This window comes from Croceicoccus sp. Ery5, from assembly GCF_020985325.1.
In the GTDB taxonomy this organism is placed as follows: domain Bacteria; phylum Pseudomonadota; class Alphaproteobacteria; order Sphingomonadales; family Sphingomonadaceae; genus Croceicoccus.
Genome location: NZ_CP087587.1, coordinates 3,071,079 through 3,090,923, shown reverse-complemented (window position 1 = coordinate 3,090,923; position 19,845 = coordinate 3,071,079). Strand labels below are relative to the sequence as shown.

Here is a 19,845-nt window from a genome sequence, read left to right as displayed (position 1 = left end):
CAGATGGTCCGCGTCACATTCGTCAGCCCCAAGGGTGAAAAGATCGAAGCCGAGGGTGCGGCGGGATCGACCCTGCTGGAAATCGGGCAGGCGGCGGGCATGCCGCTTGAGGGCACTTGCGAAGGCCAGATGGCCTGTTCCACCTGCCATGTGATCGTGGCCAGCGAATGGTTCGGCAAGCTGCCCGTCGCCAGCGACGATGAAGAGGATATGCTGGACCTTGCCGCCAATGCCGGGCCGACCAGCCGCCTGTCGTGCCAGATCATCGTGAATCAGGATCTGGACGGAGTCGTCGTGCGCGTGCCCGACACCGCGCATGACATGATGCGCCGTTAACGAAGGGCAGGATTTAACCCTTTTGCGCAATGCTGTCCGGGCGCGGCGTTAAGCTTTCCGCCCAAGATGAAACCTGCGCGTTTCTCGCCGGTTTTCTGCCATTTCCGATGCCATCATGGCGTTGGATGGTGTCGATGCAGGGCCAATCTCCCAACGGTTCGTCGCATTCCGTTAAGTAAAGTTCCAAAGGCTTTCTTGAAGCCTTGCGGGTCATGGTCTGGCCCATGGTCAGACCCACGCCTTTGCGCTTGTGCCGCCGGATCGCGCCTGCCTTGGGGGCCGCCATTGCTGCGGCCGTGATGCCGGTGTCCGCCGCGCAGGCCGCGCCGTGGAACACCGCGGCCTTTACCGCATGGCAGTTTGCCGATGCCGCCAAAGAATATGCAGGCAAGAATTGCGGGCCTGCCGTCGCACGGGCAGAGCGCGAGCAGCAGCCCGTGTCGGCGCTGGACCGTATTCGCATGCAGCAGGCGGGCCTTGCCGATGGCAATGTGGCGGTGTCGCATCGCCGTCCGGCCTATATGCCTGCCGTCGCCATGCGTGCGCCGCCTGTGACGATGGAGCCGGCGGCCGCGGGTATCGGCTGCGCGCCACTGGCACCCGCTGCGCGCTGGATGGCGCCGGTTGCGCCCAAGCGCACAGCAGGAAGGCAGTTGCAGGACTTTGGGGGTCAGGACTTTCTGGCCAGCACCATCGTTCCGATCCGCCGCACTGCCTTTGATGCGCAATGGGCCCGCGTCAGCGCGCGGGGGGCGGGGCAGGCCAATGTGCGCGCCGCGATGATGAGCGCGGGCGAGGGTGCAAGCCGCCGCGAGCAGGTCGCCGCTGTCAATCGCTGGGTCAATGGCCGCGTTCGCTTTACCGAGGATACGGTCAATTACGGCCAGCGCGATTACTGGGCCGATGCCGCCGAGACTTTGCGCCGCGGCGCGGGCGATTGCGAGGATTACGCCATTGCCAAAATGCAGATCCTAGCCGCCATCGGCATCGCGCGCGAGGATATGTTCCTGACTCTGGCGCGTGACAATATCCGCCGCGCCGATCATGCGGTGCTGGTGGTAAAGCTGGACGGGCAGCCGCTGGTGCTCGACAATGGCAGCGATGCGCTGCTCGATGGATCGGTCGCGAATGATTTCCGCCCGGTCTACAGCTTCAGCGGCGACCGCCGCTACCTGCACGGTTTCTGACCGGAACCTATTGCTCGGTCAGCGCGGTCGATAGCCCGCGGGTGAACGGCGTCAGCAGATAGCCCAGCACGCTTTTGCGCCCCGTGATGATTTCGACATCGCAGATCATCCCCGGCATGATCGCCAGTCTTTGCCCGCCACGCTCCATGAACGCGCGGCTCGTCTCTACCTGGACAAGGTAATAGCTCTCGCGCTCGTTCTCGTCATAGACGCTGTCGGCGCTGATCTGGCGGACCGTGCCTGCCAGCCCGCCATAGATCGAGAAATCATAGGCAGTGACCTTCACATTGGCGCGGTCGCCCACCTTGATGAAGGCAATGTCGGACGGGCGGATGCGCGCCTCTACCAACAGGCGTTCGCCGGTGGGGACGATCTGCATGATCGTTTCGCCCGGCGAGACAAAGCCGCCGACCGTGGTGATTTGCAGATCGTTGACGATGCCGTCGACCGGCGCGCGCAATTCGTTGCGTTCGACGCGGGCTTCGGCGCCGCGGATTGATTGTTGGTTCACGGCGATACGGGTGGCGAGTTCGCTGCGTTCGTTCAGGGCCTGCTGCTGGAAGTCCAGCCGAGCGCTCGACAATTCCGCCTGCGCCTCGCGCACCGCGGCGCTGGCGCGTTGCACGCCCTGCCGCGCGCCGCTCAGCCGCCCGCGCAAATCGGCCAGATCGCGCTGCGCGGTCAGCAGTTCGGTTTGCGGCATGATATTCTTGGCAGCCAGCGGTGCCAGCATGTTCACCTGTTCCTGCGCCAGCCGCGTGCTTTCCTCCAACGACGTGACCGTCGCCTCCCCCTCGCGCAGGTCGCGGCGGCGTTGTTCGACGGCGGCTGCCAAAGCGGCTTCGCGGCTGCGGTTGGCAGCGGCGCGCACGTTTTGCAGGCGCGCTTCCTCGGCACAGACGCTGCCCGGTTCGCAACCGGCGCTCGTCCCGCTGGCTTCGCGGTTCAGGCGGTCGGCACGGGCGGACAGGCGCTCGGTCTCGGTCTCCAGCTGGCCCAGCTGGCTGGCGCTTTCGCTGTCGTTCAGGCGCACCAGCAATTCGCCGCGCTTCACTTGCTGCCCGTTCTGGATCAGGATTTCCTCGACCGTCGCGGGGTCGGCGGCCTGCACCACTTGCACCTTGCTTGACGGGATGACGCGGCCCTGACCCCGCGTGATATCGTCCAGCGGCGCAAAGCTGGCCCAGACTAGCAGCAGCAACACGCCAACGGCCGACACCACGATCAGGCGGCGCGCGGAATCGAGCCGTTCCCAGCCCTTTTGCATTCTGGCCATCATCGAAGCGATCATTGCGCGGATGCCCCGGCCAGTTGCACCTCGGCGGGCTGGTCGTTCAATTGTCCCGCGACCAGCTGGCGGTAGTGGCCTTGCGAGGGGGCGGGCAGTTCCAGCTTCCACGCCTTCGTCGTGTCCAGCCGTCCGCCAATATCGGCAGGCGCATGCCGGTCCGCGCTGCTGGGGGCGACGGTCAGCCCGTTTTCGAAACGGCCGGTTACCGGATCGGCACCGCCCGCCAGTTGTATTTCGGGCTGGCGACGGATTTCGGGGATGCGTTCGGCGCCTGCGTAAAGCTGGGTAAAGGCGCGCGCGCGCCCCGCACTGCCGTTGAAGCGATAGAAAATATGCGTACCGATCTGCCGCACCTTGCCTAGAGTATAGGCCCAGCGGGGCACGACATAGTCGGCATGGTAATGGGTTGCCGAACCGACGCTTTTTTCGACATGGCCTGCCAGTGCGTCACGCGCCACATCCTGCGCTTCGGCCCATGCGCGGGCCGAGGGGCGGCGCGACAGCGAACCGTCGCAGGTAAAGCTGAACTGGCACACGGGATCGTTCACGCCCTGATAGACGACGCCGCAGACCGAATTGGGATAGGCGGGATGGCGCACGCGGTTGAGCACGACCTGCGCCACCGCGCGCCTGCCGCTTTCGGGTTCGTAGCCGGCTTCGTAATAGATCGCCTGTGCAAGACAGCGCTGCGCGGTCGCATCGCGCGCGGTAAAGGCGCGCATCGTTTCGGCCGGGGCATGGCTGGCGGCGATACCGGCATTGCGGGCCTTTGCACTGTCGCCCTCTGCCAGTAATTCGGCGCGATCGCCCCCGGTCAGGGCGATAATGGCGCGTTGCTGCTGCGCCGACATTTGAACGGGAGCGGGGATAGGCTGGCGCGGAGCGGGCAGGGGCACAGGCGCCGACAGCGCGAAACCCGCACCCAGCGCGGCGACTGCCCCAATGGCGCGGGTGACGAAACTAGCCATCGGACCGCATTCCCACGCTTCTGATCACCTCTTCCTTCGGACCGTCGGCAGCGATACGCCCGCCGTCGATCACGATAACCCTCTCGCAAAGCTGGAATAATGCAGGACGGTGGGTAGAGACAATCAGCGTCTGGTCCGCTGTCAGATTCTGTGACAGGCACTGGATGAACAGTTTTTCGGTCTGCGCGTCCATCGCGCCGGTCGGCTCGTCAAGGAACAGAAGTTTCGACGGTGCGACAAAGGCGCGCGCAAGGGCGAGGAAATTGCGCTGCCCGCCCGACAATTGCCGCCCGCCTTCGCCGACGGAGCGGTCGAACCCGCCCGCATCGCGCGACAGATAGCGGTCCGCGCCCACTTTGCGCAGTGCGTCGATCAGCTCTTCCTCGCTCGCGCGGGAGGATGCGAGCGAGAGATTATCCTTGATCGTGCCCGAAAACAGGTTCGAATCCTGCGCGACAAAGCGGAATTCGCGGCGCAAATCATGCGGCCGGTATTGCAGGCTGTCGATCCCGTCGACCAGCATCGCACCTTCGCTGGGTGCGAACAGCCCGGCGATAATGCGGCCCAGCGTGGATTTGCCCGCGGCGACCCGGCCGACGATCGCGATACGCTCGCCCGGCCGGATTTTCAGATTGATGCCCGACAATGACGCGGTGTTCGCACCCGGATAGGCAAAGCTGACATTGCGCAATTCCACGCTGGCGCTGCGCACTTGCGGAGGCAGCGAGGTGGAGCCCATGCGCCGCTCGTCCGGCTGGTCCCACAGGCGCTCGATCGAATCCATCGTCTCTTTCGTCTGCCGCCAGCGTGTCAGCAGATAGGCAAGCTGCCCTGCGGGAGAGAGCGCGCGGCTGGACAGCATCACGATGGCAATGATCGCGCCCATGGTGATGAAGCCCGCGTCGAACAGGTAATATCCGCCGATCACTAGTGCGATCGTGCTGAACTGCTGGAACGTCGCCGCCGCGCCGATGGCGGTCGAATTCACCTCGCGCAGGCGCTTTTGCGAGCGGCTGGCCATGTCGGACAGGCGGCGCCAGCGGCCCAGCATCTCGCCCTCTCCCGCGATGCTCTTCAGCGTTTCGAGGCCCGCGATGCTTTCCACCAGCTGCGTCTGTTGCAGACCGTAATCGGCCTGCGCATCGCGTGCGGCATCGGTCACCTTGCGCTGTAGATAGAGGCCGAGCAGCGCCATGCCGGTAATCGCAAGGATCGGCACCAGGGCCAGCGGACCCGCGATAATCGCGATAAAGGCCACGAAAATGACCAGAAAAGCGACATCGACGACCAGAACCACCGTGGTGGAAGCAAAGAAGTCGCGCAGCACGGCATATTCGCTGACCCGTGCGACCAGATTGCCGGTATGGCCCGATTTCTCGGCCAAAGGCGTTGCCATCACGCGCGCATAGATCTTTTGCGACAGCGATATGTCCAGATCGCGGCTGATCCCATCGAGCACATCGGTGCGCGCACGGCGCAATGCAAATTCCAGCGCAAAGGCGATCAGCACGCCGACCGCCAGTACCCACAGGCTGGCATCGGCGCGGTTGGGGATCACGCGGTCATAGACATTCATGGTGAAGATCGGCAGCGACACCGCCAGCAGGTTGATCACTACCGAACCCAGCAACACCGGCCAGAACTGGCGGCGGCGCTTGGTAATTTCGGACCAGAACCAGTGCTGGCGTGCCTTTTTATGCCACGGCTGGCCCGCGTGGCGCATGGTGGTGGGATCACCCTCCACCGACAGCAGGGTCAGTCCGTCTTTGGCGGCATAGCCATCGGCAGGCTCCCAACGCTCTTCGCCAGAGGCAGGGTGCCATGCCAGCACGTCGCTGTCGTTCCGGTCGAGCAGCAATGCCAGCACGCCATCGGGCCTGCGCACGATCATCGGGAACAGCGAAGCATCGAGCGGCAGTTTCTTCGCCGCCCGCTCTTCATGGTTCAGGCCCAGCAGTTCCAGCGCAGGGCCGGTCTGGTGCCATGGCAATTGTCCGTCGGCACCCATCGCCAGCGCGCTGTGCAGCATGGCGGGCGCGAAGGGCGTGTCGAAATGGCGCGCAACCCGCGCAAGGCAGGCGATCAGCGGATCGCTTGCACTGGCATCGGCGGCGGCGCTGCGGGCCATATCCATGGGCATATGCCTGTCGTTCATCCGTCCGGCCTAGCCGGTACCGTGCTTACTTGGGGTAAACGCGACCCTGGCGTTCCGCCGCAACCGGCGGGCCATAATCGAAACGCTCGCGCTCGGCCTCGCCCGCACCGTAATGCGGTTCTACCGACAGTGCCGTCAAAAAGCGGTTGGTCGCCGCCAGCACCTGATATTGCGCAAAAATCTCGGAAAAACGGGCGCTTTCGAGGCGGACCTGCACATTATAGCGCGTGTTCTGCGCATCCAGCACGTCGAGCAGCGAGCGGCGGCCGATGTTGAACTGTTCCTGATAGCTGTTGATCAGCCCGTCGGTCACCGTGCTTTGCGTCGCCAGTTCCTGCACCACGCGCTTTTGCGTTTGCAGCCCGTTCCATGCGGTGCGCACGTCTTCCTCGGCATCGCGCTGCTGCGCGTGCATGGCGAAACGCGCCTCGCTCGAACGGCGGACCATTTCCTGATATTTCGCCTTGTTGATGCCGCTGTCGAACAATTCCCAGCGGATATAGGCGCGGGCCAGCACATCGGTGGTTTCGCCCTGGAAACCGTCGATATCGTCGCCGGCGCGGGCATAGGCCTCGACCCCGACGGTCGGATAAAGGTCGCCCTTGGCGCTTTTTGCCAGTGCATTGGCGGCATCCACATCGGCCTGCGCTTCGCGCACCAGCGGGTTATGTGTGCGGGCAAGGCCGATGGCTTCGGCCTCGCTGACCGGCAGCGAAGCGGCCAGATCGGGCGGCAGCATCACGGTCTGGATCGGCAGGCCCGTCAGGCTTTGCAGGCGGATACGCGCGTTTTGCAGCGTTTCGCTTGCTTCGGCCTCGCGCACCAGCGCGGCCTGAAGCCGTTCTTCGGCCTGCTGGCGGTCAGCGATAGAGATCGAGCCCTGTTCCACGCCTTCGGTCAGATTGCCGACCAGCGTGCGGTGGAACGCGGTATTATCCATGCTGGCGGCGACGACGCGTTCCTGCAGCAGTACATCAAGATACTGGCGCGCGATCTGCAGGCCGATGAATTCGCTGCGTTCCAGAACGCGCAGCGACGCGCCATCGACGCGGGCGGCCTGACGCAGCAATTCGCCGCGACGGCGGCCGAAATCGAACACGGTCCAGTCGGCGCGAACCTGCGCGTCCAACGGGTTCAGCCAGTCGTCCGAAATGCCCAGCGAGCTGCGCGTCGGATTATCCAGCCGCCGCGCGCCGACACCGGCCTCGACCTCCACGCGCGGACCATACAGGCCCTGCGCCTGCTTGCGCTCGAACTGGATGGCTTCCTTGTTCATCTGCGCCTGGCTGATCTGCGGGTGCGAATCCACGCCGATGGCCACGGCCTCTGCCATGGAAATCGCGCCCGACTGTTCCTGGGCGGTGGCCATCCGGCTGATCGCCACGGTCGAAACGCTGGCGACCAGAACGCTGGCGATGACGGTGATCTTGCGAAGGTTCTTCATTGTTCCTGCCCTTTAGCGAACCGTGATGACCACGCGGCGGTTCTGGGGATTGCGTTCCCCGTCCACCGTCTGCACCGCCAGATCGTGTTCGCCCCGTCCGGTGACGGTAATCATCTCCTGCGGGATACCCTGTGCGACCATCACATCGGCAACGGCCTGCGCGCGCGAGATCGAGAGCGCATCGTTATAGGCATCGCTGCCCGAACGGTCGGTATGGCCGACCACGTCGAAACCCGTCCAGCCGCAGGTCTGCGTGTTCGAACGCAGGAATTGCGCCGTGGTCGCCGCGGTTTCGGGCGCCATGCGGGAATCGAAATCGAAGAAGACCGTGCTGACCGATTGGTCGCAGATCGGCGGGCGCACCGGCGCGGGCGGCGGCGGCGGCAGCGGCAGTGCCGGCGGCGGCGCCATAAAGCGGCCATAGGCGGCATCGCATTTGCGGATCGAATCCTCGTCACGCAGGTCGTTCTTGGTAAAGCCGACCGCGATGGCGCATTGCACCTTCGCCTCTGACGCCCAGTGATAGCGCGCGTCGGTCGCGTTTACGATCGCGGGGTCCTGGGTCGCGGCCAGCGATGCATCGTACCGCATTTCCAGCGCGTCCCTGAGATCGCGGTCGGACAGGCCCATCAGATCCTCACCCGACTGCGCGAATGCCGGCGCTGCCAGCAGCGAGGCGGTGAGCGATCCTGCCGCGAACGTGCGGAGAGTGCGAAAAACCATCTTCAATTGCCCCCGTGTTCCGGTTGGGGCCCTTTCGCGAGGGCCCCTCTTATCATTATCCATCCGATGCCGCGTTTAATGCGCGGCCGCGGCCAGCATGGCCGCATCGTCGCCGTGGTCCATCGGCGCGGTTGCACCGTGGCCTGCGCCCGCGACCTGCCCGTTCAGCAAGGCCGCCAGATCGCCGGCACCCCAATCATGCACAGCCTGTCCCCCCGGATTCGACGGCGCCTGATCATGGGTCAAAGCGCCCTGTGCGTCGGCGGCCGCAGAGTCAATGATTTGGTTCACCAGATGGGAAACCGCATCATTTCCGGTCACTTCCGACAAGGCCTCGCGCACTGCGCCCAGCGAAGAACCATCCTGCTGACCGTGGCCTTGCGTTCCCTCGGCCACCGGCTGCGCCGACAACTGGAGCAGCGCCATCATCTGCGCAGAACCGGCATCATTGGCGGGCGCGCCATGGTCGGCCGCGAAATCGACAGCCGCCTGCGTCGATGCGCCCAGACCGGCAATCTCATGCGCGGCGGGGGCAGGCTGAACCGCAAGACCTGCGTCACTGCCAAGGTCGTTCGCCGCCATTGCATGCGCTTGCGGCGCGCCTGCGACACTTGCTGCGACGGGCGTACCCAGAGAGACCTGTGCGAAGCCCTGAACGTCGGTTTCGGGCTGGAAGCGGCCATTATCCTGCGCGAACAGATGGTCGCGGCCCGTTTCCTCGAAATTAACCATCCGGTTGGCAAGAAAATACGGCTCTGCCTGTGCGGCGCTCGACGCCATCAGCGCGGCGGCGCTGGCAGCGATGGTCGCCATTTCCTGCGAACGCTGATCCCCGGAACTTGCGGCGGGCGTCTTGCTGCCAAGCTGATAGCGGAAGGCCGCATCGACCAGCGAGCCTGTGCCGCCGTTAAAGCTGCCCGTGCCCACGATGCGCACTTCGCCATCGATCGCCGTGCCGGCATTGCCGTCGCTGACCAGCGAGATATCGGTAATCCCCGCCTCGGCCAAAGTCATGAATTCGCCCGACTGGAAGATGCCGTCGCCATTGTCCATCCAGATGCCGAACTGGCCGAAATCGGCATCACTGGCATCCAGCACATCGCCATACAGTGCGTGCAGCGTCTGAAGATCGGTCAGCCCGTCCTCGTGGAAGATGAATTCGCTGGCGTCGTCGACGATGCCGTTCCCGTTCGCATCGCGCACCAGGATCGCATCGCCCGCTGCGATCCACGCGGTCTGGTCCAGCACGCCGTCGCCGTTGATGTCATACATCACGCCATTGTCGAGCGACTGGAAGTGGAACCCGTCGCCGTTCATGTCGAGCACGATCGGGTCGCCGAACGGGTTGATGAAGATATTGGTGAAATCCTGATCGCCGTCAGCATCGGTGACAGTGACCTTCAGATCGAGCGACACGGCCTGTTCGTCGATGACAGAGCGGATCAGGCCGATATCGCTGATCTTCACCACGTCATTGTCGTCCGTGTCGCTGCCGAATGCGGTGGTGCCGGTGCTGGCACCCGCATCGCCGGTAGCGCGGTTCAGGTCGATGCCGCTGCCCGAAAGCCCGCTGGACGATGACATCAGCTGCGCGCCGACGATCACATAGGCCTCGCCGCCCTGCAGATAGTCGTTCGCCTCGATAATGACGAAGCCGTCGTTGTTATCGAGCACCGGCGCGTCGAACCCGTCGGGGATCGTGTCGCTGTTGCGGTAAATATCGTCCGCCCCGACGATTACGGCGCGGGTTTCCAGAATCGTGCCCGGATCGTTCGGATCGGCCAGTTTCAGAATGACGATGAAATCCTCGCCCCCGTTCACTCCGTCAAGCGTGAAGGTCAGGCCCGAGACGAAGGAGGTGGCGGGGAAATCATATTGATACGGGTCGAGCGAGTGGAACTTCATATCCAGCACTTCGCCCTTCTGGATCGTGTCGCCCGCCACGCCGAAAGCGGCATTGCTGGTCGAGATCCAGGTTTGCGTGCCGGTCACGGATTCGCCCGACGACAGCACATTGTCGCCGCCCGCGTTCAGCCCGCCCGCAAAGCCGGTGAATTGCACGAAGATCGGATCGTCGGTGCCGTTGTCCAGCTCGTTGACAAGGATCTCGCTCTGCCCGTTCGACACGCCGTCGACTTCGTAGGTGGTGCTGTTGACCGCCCCCGCGACCGATACGACCGAGGTGAATTCGAAGCTGTCGGCAAGGGTCAGCTGGAAGTTCGATCCGTCATAGCTGATCTCGCCGCTGTTGCTGCCGGTCTGGCCGTTGCTGTCGATATAGTCGAACGAGAATTTCCACACACCGTCGACCGCATCGTAAACCGGCTGGTCGATGTGGGTCAGCGTAACGCCATCGACGCTGCTGCTGTTCAGAATTTCGAACACGACCGATGTGCCGAGCGAGCCGCCCAGCATGCCGTCGGTGCCGAATTTGAAGTTCAGATTGCCATGCGCGATCAGCGCATAATCATCGGTGCCCGACAATTCGAAGGCGGTATATTTGGTCGACGGATCGACGCTGGGGCCATCGTCCTCGATCGTGAAAACCTTGTTGCCCAGATCGATCGAGGCGCTGTCGCTGTCGCCATCGGAATCGGTGATCGTCGCCGTCAGCTTCAGCACATCGGCAGGCAGTTCGATCGAGGCGCCGTCGTCCTTCAACTCGAACAATCCGGCCTGCGGGTGCCAGATATTTTCCGATCGGGTGAAGGTCACCTCGCCCGTCGCTTCGTCCAGCGAGATACGGAAATATTCGACGCCATTGGCCATGCCGACCACATCGCCGCCGTCCATCGACAGCAGGATGGGATCGCCCTGACCGATGCCGTCGCCATCGCCCGCCGTAACGTCGCTGCCATCCAGCGCGAAAAGGCCGCTTGCGGTGCCGTCTGCGGCCAGTTCGAGCGCATAGCTGGCAGCGTTGGGTGCATCCGCGCTGTTCGTGAAGGTGAATTGCGACGAAAAATCCGTCGTGACCGACCAGATGCCATCTCCGGCAGGGGCGACCAGCGATTCGTCGAGGAGGACCGTGGGCACATCGCCATCGGCAATGACCGTGGGGGCATCGTCGCCGAATGCCAGATTTCCGCCCAGATCGACGCTGGCCTGATCGGTGATGCTGTCACCGTCGCCGTCAGTGATGGTCACGGTGTAACCCGCGCCGATCAGCCCGTCGGCCAGTGTTGCCACATCGCTGCCGGGCGCATGGTCGATCGTCTGCATCTGGCTGAGCGTAACCGTTCCATCCGCGCCAAGCGTCACGGTGAAGACGATATTGCCGTCATCGACCGCGCCTTCGCTGCCGGCGGTGGAGCCGGTAACCGTCAGGCCATCGTCGCTGATGAACAGGTTGATGGCTGTGCCGCCACTGGTCAGCCCGCTGGCGCTGCCTTCGGCCACCAGCAGGGTGAGGGCGAAGCTTTCGGAAATGCTGCCCGCGCCATCCGCGCCGTAATCCGCGCCGGTATAGCCGAACAGTGCCCCAAGGTTCAGGCTGCCCGCATCGCTGCCGGGAAGTGCCGCATCGCTGGTTTGTACGGCCGTGCCATCGTCATTCGCGGTTGCGGTAATCGCGGGGCCGTCGTCTTCGAACAGCAGCGTCTGGCCGATATTCAGCGTGGCGCTGGCGCTGTCTCCATCGCCGTCGGTGATCGACGCGGTCAGCGTGACCAGACCTGCGGACGCCAAACTCTCGGCCGCGTCGGGTGCAGCCTCCACCGGATCGGACGGATCGCCGTGGGCAATCGCGCGCTGTTGGTCCAGCGTGACGGTGCCATTGGCATCGACACTGACGGTAAAGGCGATATCGCCCGCCTCTCCGCCGACGCGGCCCACGACCACACCGCCCTCGAGATAGAGCAGGATCGCATCGCCGGTCGCCGTATCGGTCAGCCCGCTATCGGCGCCGGTCGCCGCAATACCCAGCGTGTAAGTGACATCGGCCGCGCCATCGGCACCCGCGACCAGATCGAACGCGCCCGAGAAATCGGCGCTGGCGTCCGTTCCAAGCGTACTGTCGTCCACCACCAGAACCGGCGCGGCGCTCCCCGATGCTGCGGCCGAGGGTACATCGTCGGTGATCGTCGCGCTAAAGCTGCCCGAAGCCTGCGTGCCGTCGCTGTCGGTGACGGTAAATCCGATGCCGGGGATCGTGACGGCATCCTCGCTGCCGCCGACAGGATGGTCGACCGGCTGCAACAGCGTGACGCTATAGCCATAGGTGACCGAGCCATCGACCGGTGCGGATACGTCGGTCAGCGCGATGGTGATGACGGTCGTTGCCCCGCCGTCGATGGTGCCGACGATATTGCCCGACGCATCGAGCGCGAAATCCACCGGCTGTCCGCCCGAGCTGATCGATCCGTCAAGCGCGTCGACATTGGTAAAGGCAAAGGCGGCGTGCGGATCGGCGGGGACGTCGCTGTCGTAATCGACCACGATGGTGCCCGTCGTCACGGCCTGACCGGTCGAGGACGTTTCCGACGGGTCGGTCTGGCCGCTGTCGGCATTGGCGGCGGGAAGGCCGTCTTCGTCCACTGTCGCATCATCGGCGCTGGTGATGACCGGCGCGGTGTCGATGTCGATGGTCAGCGTGACCGTCGCGGTCGATGTGTCGCCATCGGCATCGGTGATCGTATAGGTAAAGCTGTCCGCACCCGATGCGCCCGGATTGGCGGTATAGGTGAAGGTGCCGTCGCCATTATAGGTTACGCTGCCCTTAGCGGGGCCGGTCGTCAGTTCGACGCCGGTGGCAAGGTCCACGCCGTCGGTGCCCGCGCTGTCGTTTGCGAACACATCGATATCAAGCGAGGGGGTGGTGACGGTAAAGCCGGTGTCGTCCGCCGCGACCGGACCATCGTCCTGAATGACGAAGATGCCGTTGCCCAGATCGACGAGAGCCGTAACCGTATCGCCATCGCCATCGGTCGCGCTGGCGACCAGAGCGAAAATGCCGTCGGCCAGTTGCAGCACCGCGCCATCGTCGGCATCGCTGCCGTCGGGGTGACGGATATTTGCGTAATCGGCCGTGAAGGCAAAGGTGACGCGGCCGCTCACGGGATCGAGCGTGATGGTGAAATAGTCGGTGCCGCCTGCCGAACCGGTGACGACATTGCCCACAAGGTTGAGCACGATCTCCGTGCCGTCGAGCGCGTAGAGCCCCGAGCCCACATCGCTGCCATTGAGCGACAGGGTAAAGCTGGCCGAATCCAGCCCGTCGTTCCCCGCGCTGACCGCGAACTTGCTGCCGAAATCGACCGTCACGCTGGCGATACCATCCGCGGCAAGCGGCGATTCGTCGAGCACGGCGCGAACCGCATCCTGCCCGACCACGATCACCGGTGCGTCGTCGGCAAAGGCGATATTGCCGCCAAGGTCGATGGTGGCGGTGCTGCTGGCGCTGTCGCCATCGGCATCGGTGATGGTGGCGCCATAGGTCGCCTGCACCAGCCCGTTCGCCAGCACGGCCAGATCGCTGCCCATGGCATGATCGATGGCCGCCGACTGGGTAAGGGTGAGGAGGCCCGTTTCGGGATCGACCGCGATGGTGAACACCGCGCCATCGGCAGTCGCGCCGGTCACCACATTGCCGTCGATCGACAGGGTAATCGGCAGACCGCCGCTGGTCAGCCCGCTGTCGGTTCCGGTCAGGGCCAGCCCATAGCTCTCGATCACGGTGCCAGCACCGTCGGTGCCATGATCCGCGCTGTTCGAGAAGATGGCCGACAGGTCGATCGTATCGCTGTCGGTGATCGCCGCATCGCTGGTCAATGCGATGGCGTCAGCCTCGCCATTGGCGGATGCCGTGATGGTCGGGCCATCGTCGCCGATCACGAAAATGCCGGTGCCAAGATCGATCGACGCGCTGGCGGTATCGCCATCGGCATCGCTGGCCGTAACGGTCAGCGTGATCGCGCCTGCATCGGCAATCAGCGCGACCAGATCGTCACTATTGCCGGTGTCGCCATGGGTGACATTGGCGTAGTCGGCGGTGAAGGCGAAGGTCACCTCTCCCGCGGCATTGACGCTGATCGTGAAATAATCGGTTCCGTCGGCCGATCCGGTGATCACGCCATCGGCGATGTTCAGAACGATTTCGGTGCCGTCCAGCGTGAACAGGCCCGAACCCACGTCGCTGCCCGACAGGTTCAGCGCATAGGAAACGCTACCCATGCCGTCGGCGCCAAAGCCGATGTCAAAGCTGCCCGCAAAGGCGATGGTCGCGCTATGGATGCCATCCGCCGAAAGCGGAGATTCGTCCAGCAGGGCAACGCCCGCTTCCACGCCGGTCAGCGCGATCGCGGGGCTGTCGTCATTGATGGTCAGCGCGATATTGCCGGTAACGCTGTCGCCGTCGCCATCGGTCACGGTGACCTGAACCGACAGCACGGCATCGTCCTCACCCGCGCCGGTTTGGGCGACGGGGGCAAGCAGGATGAATTCATACGCGCCGGTCGCGACATCGGTAATGGTCAGGGTAAAGATCGCCTCGCCCGTGACCGCGTCCTGACCCGTCAACGTATGGGTGGCTGCGTCCCACACGGTTTCCACCGGATTGCCTGCCAGCGTAACAAGACCCGTATCGGCCGAGGGGGCAAGCGCGATATCGCCCATGCCGTCGGGACCGAAATCCAGACCTGCCAGAGTGCCTGTGGCCGTGGTGGCATTGCCGTCGCTGTCGCCTTCGCCGCCCGCGATGCCGCCGGGCAGCCCGTCTTCGTCCACCGCGATGCTGGCCGCGCCGACCGCCAGAGAAGGGCCACCCTCGGTCAGGGTAACGGTGAATTCCGCCGTGTTGGAAACGCTGCCGTCGCCATCGGTAATCGTATAGGTGAAGCGTTCCACCACCGTCTCGCCCGGCGCGACATCGACTGCGGGTGTATAGACCAGATTGCCGTCGACGATGGTGATGGTTCCGCCGTGATCGCCCGTGCCGATGGTGATGGCCGGATTGCCCACGCCATCCGCGCCATAGTCGTCGTTCGAAACCAGACCGTCGACCGTGCCCACGACCACGCCCGACGCCTCGTCAGGCAGAGTGGCGAGATTGCCATCGTCAACCGCGATCGGAACATCGTCGATGATGGTGATGACGACATTGCCGGTATCGCTGTCGCCCTGCGGGTCGACGACCGTGACGTCGAAATCGACCGTATTGCCGTCGCCGCTGGTATTGTCGGTCAGCGTATATTCGTACGTGATGGTCCCGTTGTTCAGGTCCACGCCCACGATCACCAGCGTGCCGGGGCCGATGGGCGTCGGCGGGAAGATGATGACCGGCTGGCCGTCCACGATTTCAAAAACCGGAATACCGTCGATCAGGATCTGGTCCACGCCGTCGGGCGAGGTGAAATGGATCGTGCCGGTGGTCGTTTCCCCGTCACCCTCGTCCAGCGTACCGGCAGGTTCGGGGCCCTGATCGCCGTCGCGCGCAGGAAGGCCGTCTTCGTCGACAACGGTGCCTGCATCGCTTTCCGCAACATTCGGAATGCCGGTAATCACCGGCTCTTCATTAGGCTGGTTCTGATAGATGCCGACTTCGACATCGTCCTGCGTCGGGAACTGCAGCTCGGTATAAGGAAGCAGATTGCCGATATCGAATGCATCGTCGATGGGAAGCACCGGATCGGCAAAATTGCCGCCCGAACTGCGCGCCGTGCCTGCTTCGGGTTCGAACCGGTCGTCGATTCCCAGAAAATCCTTCCAGTTTTCGTCGGGTATGCGCGTTCCCTGAACGACAAGATCGACATCATAGATCGCCGCGTCGACGATCACCATCTGCGTGCCGTCGGGCAGGGTAACGATCAGGTTCTGGCCGTCGATTACCAGATCGGACAGGGTGGCCCCTTCGGGAAGCACGACCGTCGTGCGTTCGTCGGGATTGGCGATGGCGCGGCGACCGGTGCCGGCGAATGCGGCTGCGGAGCCATCCTGTGCCAGCTGTGCCCTCTCGGCTCCGTGGGTGGTCGGGGAATTTTCGTCCGACCCGCCCCTGAATGCCCCGCCAAACTTGTCGTTTGCGCCAAAATCCATCGTCAACGCCTCAATCTGTCGGGCCTTTACCGGTCGGATTTGCACCGGTTCCGGCCCTGGGGCAGATCAGCGCGCCGGCTGCGTCCGCCCGTCCTGTTTTTGCGACGGACCCGTCGGGCCCGTCATCCCCTGTTCGAGCATATGTTCCGCAACGAAAACGCGGCGTCGGCATCCATCCCCGGTCCGGTCCTGCGCCTTGCCATCGCGGCAGGTCCGAATTTTCAGCCTATGCTCAATACCTTAATGTCGAGCCTTAACGGGTTCGGCACAACGGGCGTGTCCGACCTGAGCCAAAATGGGATAGGCTGGACGTAGTCAGGGCTAATCAAAGCTGGATATCCCTGATTCTCAACGAATTTACGAAGATACGAGAGTGTGGGCAAGCGCTCTGTAGGTGACAATTGTCGTTAACGGTGAAGGTTAACGACAAGCCTTTCTAAACCCTTGCTTTTGCGACTCGGGAAAGCGGTCGACAAATGGAATGGCCCTGCCATCACCGTTTGGAGAAGGCAGGGCCAGAAGGCAGAAGAATACTCAGGCGACCGGTTCGGCTACATTCTGCAAAGCCGTTTGGACGGCCTTGGCAAAGGCGGGGATATCATCGGGATTGCGGCTGGTGATGATATTGCCGTCGACGGCGACGTCCTGATCGACGACATTTGCGCCTGCATTGGCCAGATCGGTGCGAACCGAGGGCCAGCTGGTCACTGTCTTGCCCGATACCAGCCCGGCATCGATCAACAGCCACGGTGCATGGCAAATTGCCGCGACCGGCTTGCCCGACTGGCCAAACTCGCGGACCAGCGATACGGCCTTATCGTTCAGGCGCAGCACATCGGGGTTGATCTGGCCGCCCGGCAGGACAAGGGCGTCGAAATCGCTGACCGATATCTCGTCCAGCGTCAGATCGACATCGACCGCCTGTCCCCAGTCCTTCTGGTCCCAGCCCTTGATCGTACCGCTTTCGGGGCTGGCAACGATAACTTCGAAACCGCCGTTACGAAGCCGGTCGCGCGGGCCGGTCAGTTCGCTCTGTTCGAAACCGTCGGTGGCGATGATCAGGATACGTTGAGTCTTGGTCTGGCTTGTCATGTTTGGCTCCATTTTCCGTGTTTGCCTTTGCAATCGTAATGGATCGGCGTGCCGCATGTTCCAAAGCGCCTGCACGGCTCGTCGTATCTGCAACCGTGTTCGTGCATTCTACGCGACGGGGGATTGCCCGTGCCCGCTGCTTTGCGGCGCACCCCCCGCTTGCTAATCCGTATCCATGGCCGACGAGATTCCCGATACGCTTGAACCCGATCCCTTCGACCGGCTGGTCGACGCGCCCTTCGATGCGGCGCTGTCCGAACGCTATCTCGTCTATGCGCTGTCCACGATCACCGCCCGTTCGTTGCCCGATCTGCGCGACGGATTGAAACCCGTGCACCGCCGCCTGCTGTGGGCGATGCGCCAGCTGAAATTGAACCCGACCGACGCGTTCAAGAAATCGGCCCGCGTGGTGGGTGACGTGATCGGCAAATACCACCCGCACGGCGATGCCAGCGTTTACGACGCCATGGTCCGGCTCGCGCAGGATTTCGCGCTGCGCTATCCGCTGGTGGAGGGGCAGGGCAACTTCGGCAATATCGACGGCGATAATGCCGCCGCATATCGTTATACCGAGGCGCGGCTGACCCGCACCGCCATGCTGTTGATGCAGGGTCTGGACGAAGGCACTGTCGACTTCATCCCGACCTATAACGGTGAAGAGTCGGAGCCCGACATCTTCCCCGGCATCTTTCCGAACCTGCTGGCCAATGGCGCCAGCGGGATCGCGGTGGGCATGGCGACCAATATCCCCAGCCATAACGTGGCCGAAATCGTCGATGCCACACTGAAACTGATCGACAATCCGCGCGCCGAACATGCCGAGCTAATGGAGGTCTTCCACGGTCCCGATTTCGCCACCGGCGGGCTGGTGGTGGACAGCGCCGATGTAATTTCGGCGGCCTATGAAACGGGGCGCGGATCGTTTCGCATGCGCGGGCGGTTCTACGCCGCAGAAGCCGCCAGCGAGGATGACCGCGACGCCGGGATCGAACGGCTGGGCGGCGGGCAATGGCAGCTGGTCATCAGCGAGATACCCTATCAGGTGCAAAAGGGCCGGCTGATCGAACAGATCGCCCAACTGATCGCCGACAGAAAACTGCCCATCCTTGAAGACGTGCGCGACGAAAGCGACGAGCAGATCCGCATCGTGCTGGTCCCGCGCAGCCGCAATGTCGATCCGGACTTGCTGAAGGAAAGCCTGTACAAGCTGACCGATCTGGAAAGCCGTTTCGGCCTGAACCTCAACGTGCTGGATGCGACACGCACGCCGCAGGTCATGGGGCTGGGCGAGGTTTTGCAGCACTGGATCGCATCGCAGATCGATATTCTGCTGCGCCGTTCGCATCACCGGCTGGAACAGATCGCGCGGCGGCTGGAACTGCTCGAAGGCTATATCATCGCCTTCCTCAACCTTGACCGCGTGATCGAGATTATCCGGACCGAGGACGAGCCCAAACAGGTCATGATGGCCGAGTTCGAGCTGACCGACCGGCAGGCCGAAGCGATCCTCAACATGCGCCTGCGGTCCCTTCGCAAGCTGGAGGAGATGGAGCTTCGCAAGGAGCACGACGCCCTATTGGCCGAGCGGGACGAATTGCAGAAGCTGATCGACAGCCCTGCGCGCCAGCGTACGCGGCTGAAGCGCGATCTGACCGCGCTGCGCAAGGAATATGGCGAGGATACGAAGCTGGGCCGTCGCCGCACCACGGTGGCCGAGGCGGCACCCGCGGTCGAATTCAGCATGGACGCCATGATCGAGAAGGAGCCGGTCACCGTCATCATCTCGGCACGCGGCTGGGTGCGCGGTATGAAGGGTCATGTCGACCTTGGCGCCGACGGCATTGGGGGGGAATTCAAGTTCAAGGAAGGCGACGGTCCGGCCTTTGCGCTGCATGCGCAGACGACCGACAAGCTGCTGATCGCCAGCGGCGACGGGCGTTTCTATACGCTCGGCTGCGACAAGCTGCCGGGCGGGCGCGGCTTCGGAGAGCCGCTGCGCACCACGCTCGACATCGATTCAGGATCGCCGGTCATCGCCGTGCTGGTCTATCGCAAGGGCGGGCAGATATTGCTGGCCAATAGCGCGGGTCGCGGTTTCGCGGCGGAAATGGACGAGCTGCTGGCCGAAACGCGCAAGGGCCGTCAGGTGGTGAATCTGAAGGACACAATCACGCTGAAAGTGGTGCGCGAAATCGCGGAGGCCGACGATCATGTCGCCGTGGTCGGCGACAATCGCAAGCTGGTGATCTTCAGCCTTGAGGAACTGCCGGTGATGGCACGCGGGCAAGGCGTTCAGCTGCAACGTTACCGTGACGGCGGGCTGTCCGACGCGATCACGCTGAAACTCGATGATGGCCTTTCGTGGAAGATGGGCGGCGACAGCGGGCGGGTGCGGACCGAAAGCGACATGTGGCAATGGAAGGTCGCCCGCGGCGCGGCAGGCCGCCTGCCGCCGACAGGCTTCCCAAGAGACAATCGCTTCGGCTGAGCATCGCTGCGCGCATGTCCGGTTGACGTGCGTTCAGGGTGACAAAGGTGACACCTTGTCACAGGCTGTCACCCTGCTGAAACCCGCAGAAACACTGGCGTTCAGCCCCTTTGGGTGACACCGGCGGGAA

Annotated in this window: 11 protein-coding genes; 3 read left to right on the top strand and 8 right to left on the bottom strand. The window is 63.6% G+C overall.

Annotated elements, in window-relative coordinates; genetic code table 11:
- Positions 1-3 precede the first annotated feature (3 nt).
- Positions 4-336, top strand: a complete 333-nt coding sequence (locus LOZ74_RS14785; protein ID WP_230280098.1) for a 2Fe-2S iron-sulfur cluster-binding protein — start codon at positions 4-6, stop codon at positions 334-336.
- 13 nt (positions 337-349) lie between these two features.
- On the opposite strand, the gene LOZ74_RS14780 is transcribed toward LOZ74_RS14785, so the two are convergent.
- Entirely contained in the window at positions 350-550 is a 201-nt protein-coding gene (locus LOZ74_RS14780; RefSeq protein WP_230291799.1) for a hypothetical protein, read from the bottom strand.
- 10 nt (positions 551-560) lie between these two features.
- Here LOZ74_RS14780 and LOZ74_RS14775 point away from each other — a divergent pair, with 10 nt between their 5' ends.
- Positions 561-1,523: a transglutaminase-like cysteine peptidase gene (locus LOZ74_RS14775; RefSeq protein WP_230291798.1), complete on the top strand. Its 963-nt coding sequence runs from the start codon at positions 561-563 to the stop codon at positions 1,521-1,523.
- Between the two features lie 7 nt (positions 1,524-1,530).
- Here LOZ74_RS14775 and LOZ74_RS14770 read toward each other — a convergent pair whose 3' ends face one another.
- From LOZ74_RS14770 to LOZ74_RS14740, 7 genes are all read right to left on the bottom strand, one after another.
- The gene (locus LOZ74_RS14770; RefSeq protein WP_230291797.1) at positions 1,531-2,802 is read right to left on the bottom strand and encodes an HlyD family type I secretion periplasmic adaptor subunit; all 1,272 of its coding nucleotides are present in this window, start codon (positions 2,800-2,802) and stop codon (positions 1,531-1,533) included.
- A gap of 8 nt (positions 2,803-2,810) precedes the next feature.
- Positions 2,811-3,782, bottom strand: coding sequence for a cell wall hydrolase (locus LOZ74_RS14765; RefSeq protein WP_230291796.1), 972 nt, complete (start codon positions 3,780-3,782; stop codon positions 2,811-2,813).
- The gene (locus tag LOZ74_RS14760; RefSeq protein WP_230291795.1) at positions 3,775-5,937 is read right to left on the bottom strand and encodes an ATP-binding cassette domain-containing protein; all 2,163 of its coding nucleotides are present in this window, start codon (positions 5,935-5,937) and stop codon (positions 3,775-3,777) included. Before LOZ74_RS14760 ends, LOZ74_RS14765 begins: the two co-directional genes overlap by 8 nt.
- Positions 5,938-5,962: 25 nt before the next feature.
- Positions 5,963-7,381: a TolC family protein gene (locus LOZ74_RS14755; protein ID WP_230291794.1), complete on the bottom strand. Its 1,419-nt coding sequence runs from the start codon at positions 7,379-7,381 to the stop codon at positions 5,963-5,965.
- A 12-nt stretch (positions 7,382-7,393) separates the two neighbouring features.
- On the bottom strand, positions 7,394-8,104 hold the full coding sequence (locus LOZ74_RS14750) for an OmpA family protein (RefSeq protein ID WP_230291793.1): 711 nt from the start codon (positions 8,102-8,104) through the stop codon (positions 7,394-7,396).
- Between the two features lie 75 nt (positions 8,105-8,179).
- Positions 8,180-16,135 (bottom strand): DUF5801 repeats-in-toxin domain-containing protein, encoded by a 7,956-nt coding sequence (locus LOZ74_RS14745; RefSeq protein WP_230291792.1) that lies wholly within the window; start codon positions 16,133-16,135, stop codon positions 8,180-8,182.
- A 534-nt stretch (positions 16,136-16,669) separates the two neighbouring features.
- The gene (locus LOZ74_RS14740) at positions 16,670-17,227 is read right to left on the bottom strand and encodes a type 1 glutamine amidotransferase domain-containing protein (RefSeq protein ID WP_230291791.1); all 558 of its coding nucleotides are present in this window, start codon (positions 17,225-17,227) and stop codon (positions 16,670-16,672) included.
- A 175-nt stretch (positions 17,228-17,402) separates the two neighbouring features.
- Here LOZ74_RS14740 and parC point away from each other — a divergent pair, with 175 nt between their 5' ends.
- Positions 17,403-19,715 (top strand): DNA topoisomerase IV subunit A, encoded by a 2,313-nt coding sequence (gene parC, locus LOZ74_RS14735; protein ID WP_230291790.1) that lies wholly within the window; start codon positions 17,403-17,405, stop codon positions 19,713-19,715.
- Positions 19,716-19,845: the final 130 nt, after the last annotated feature.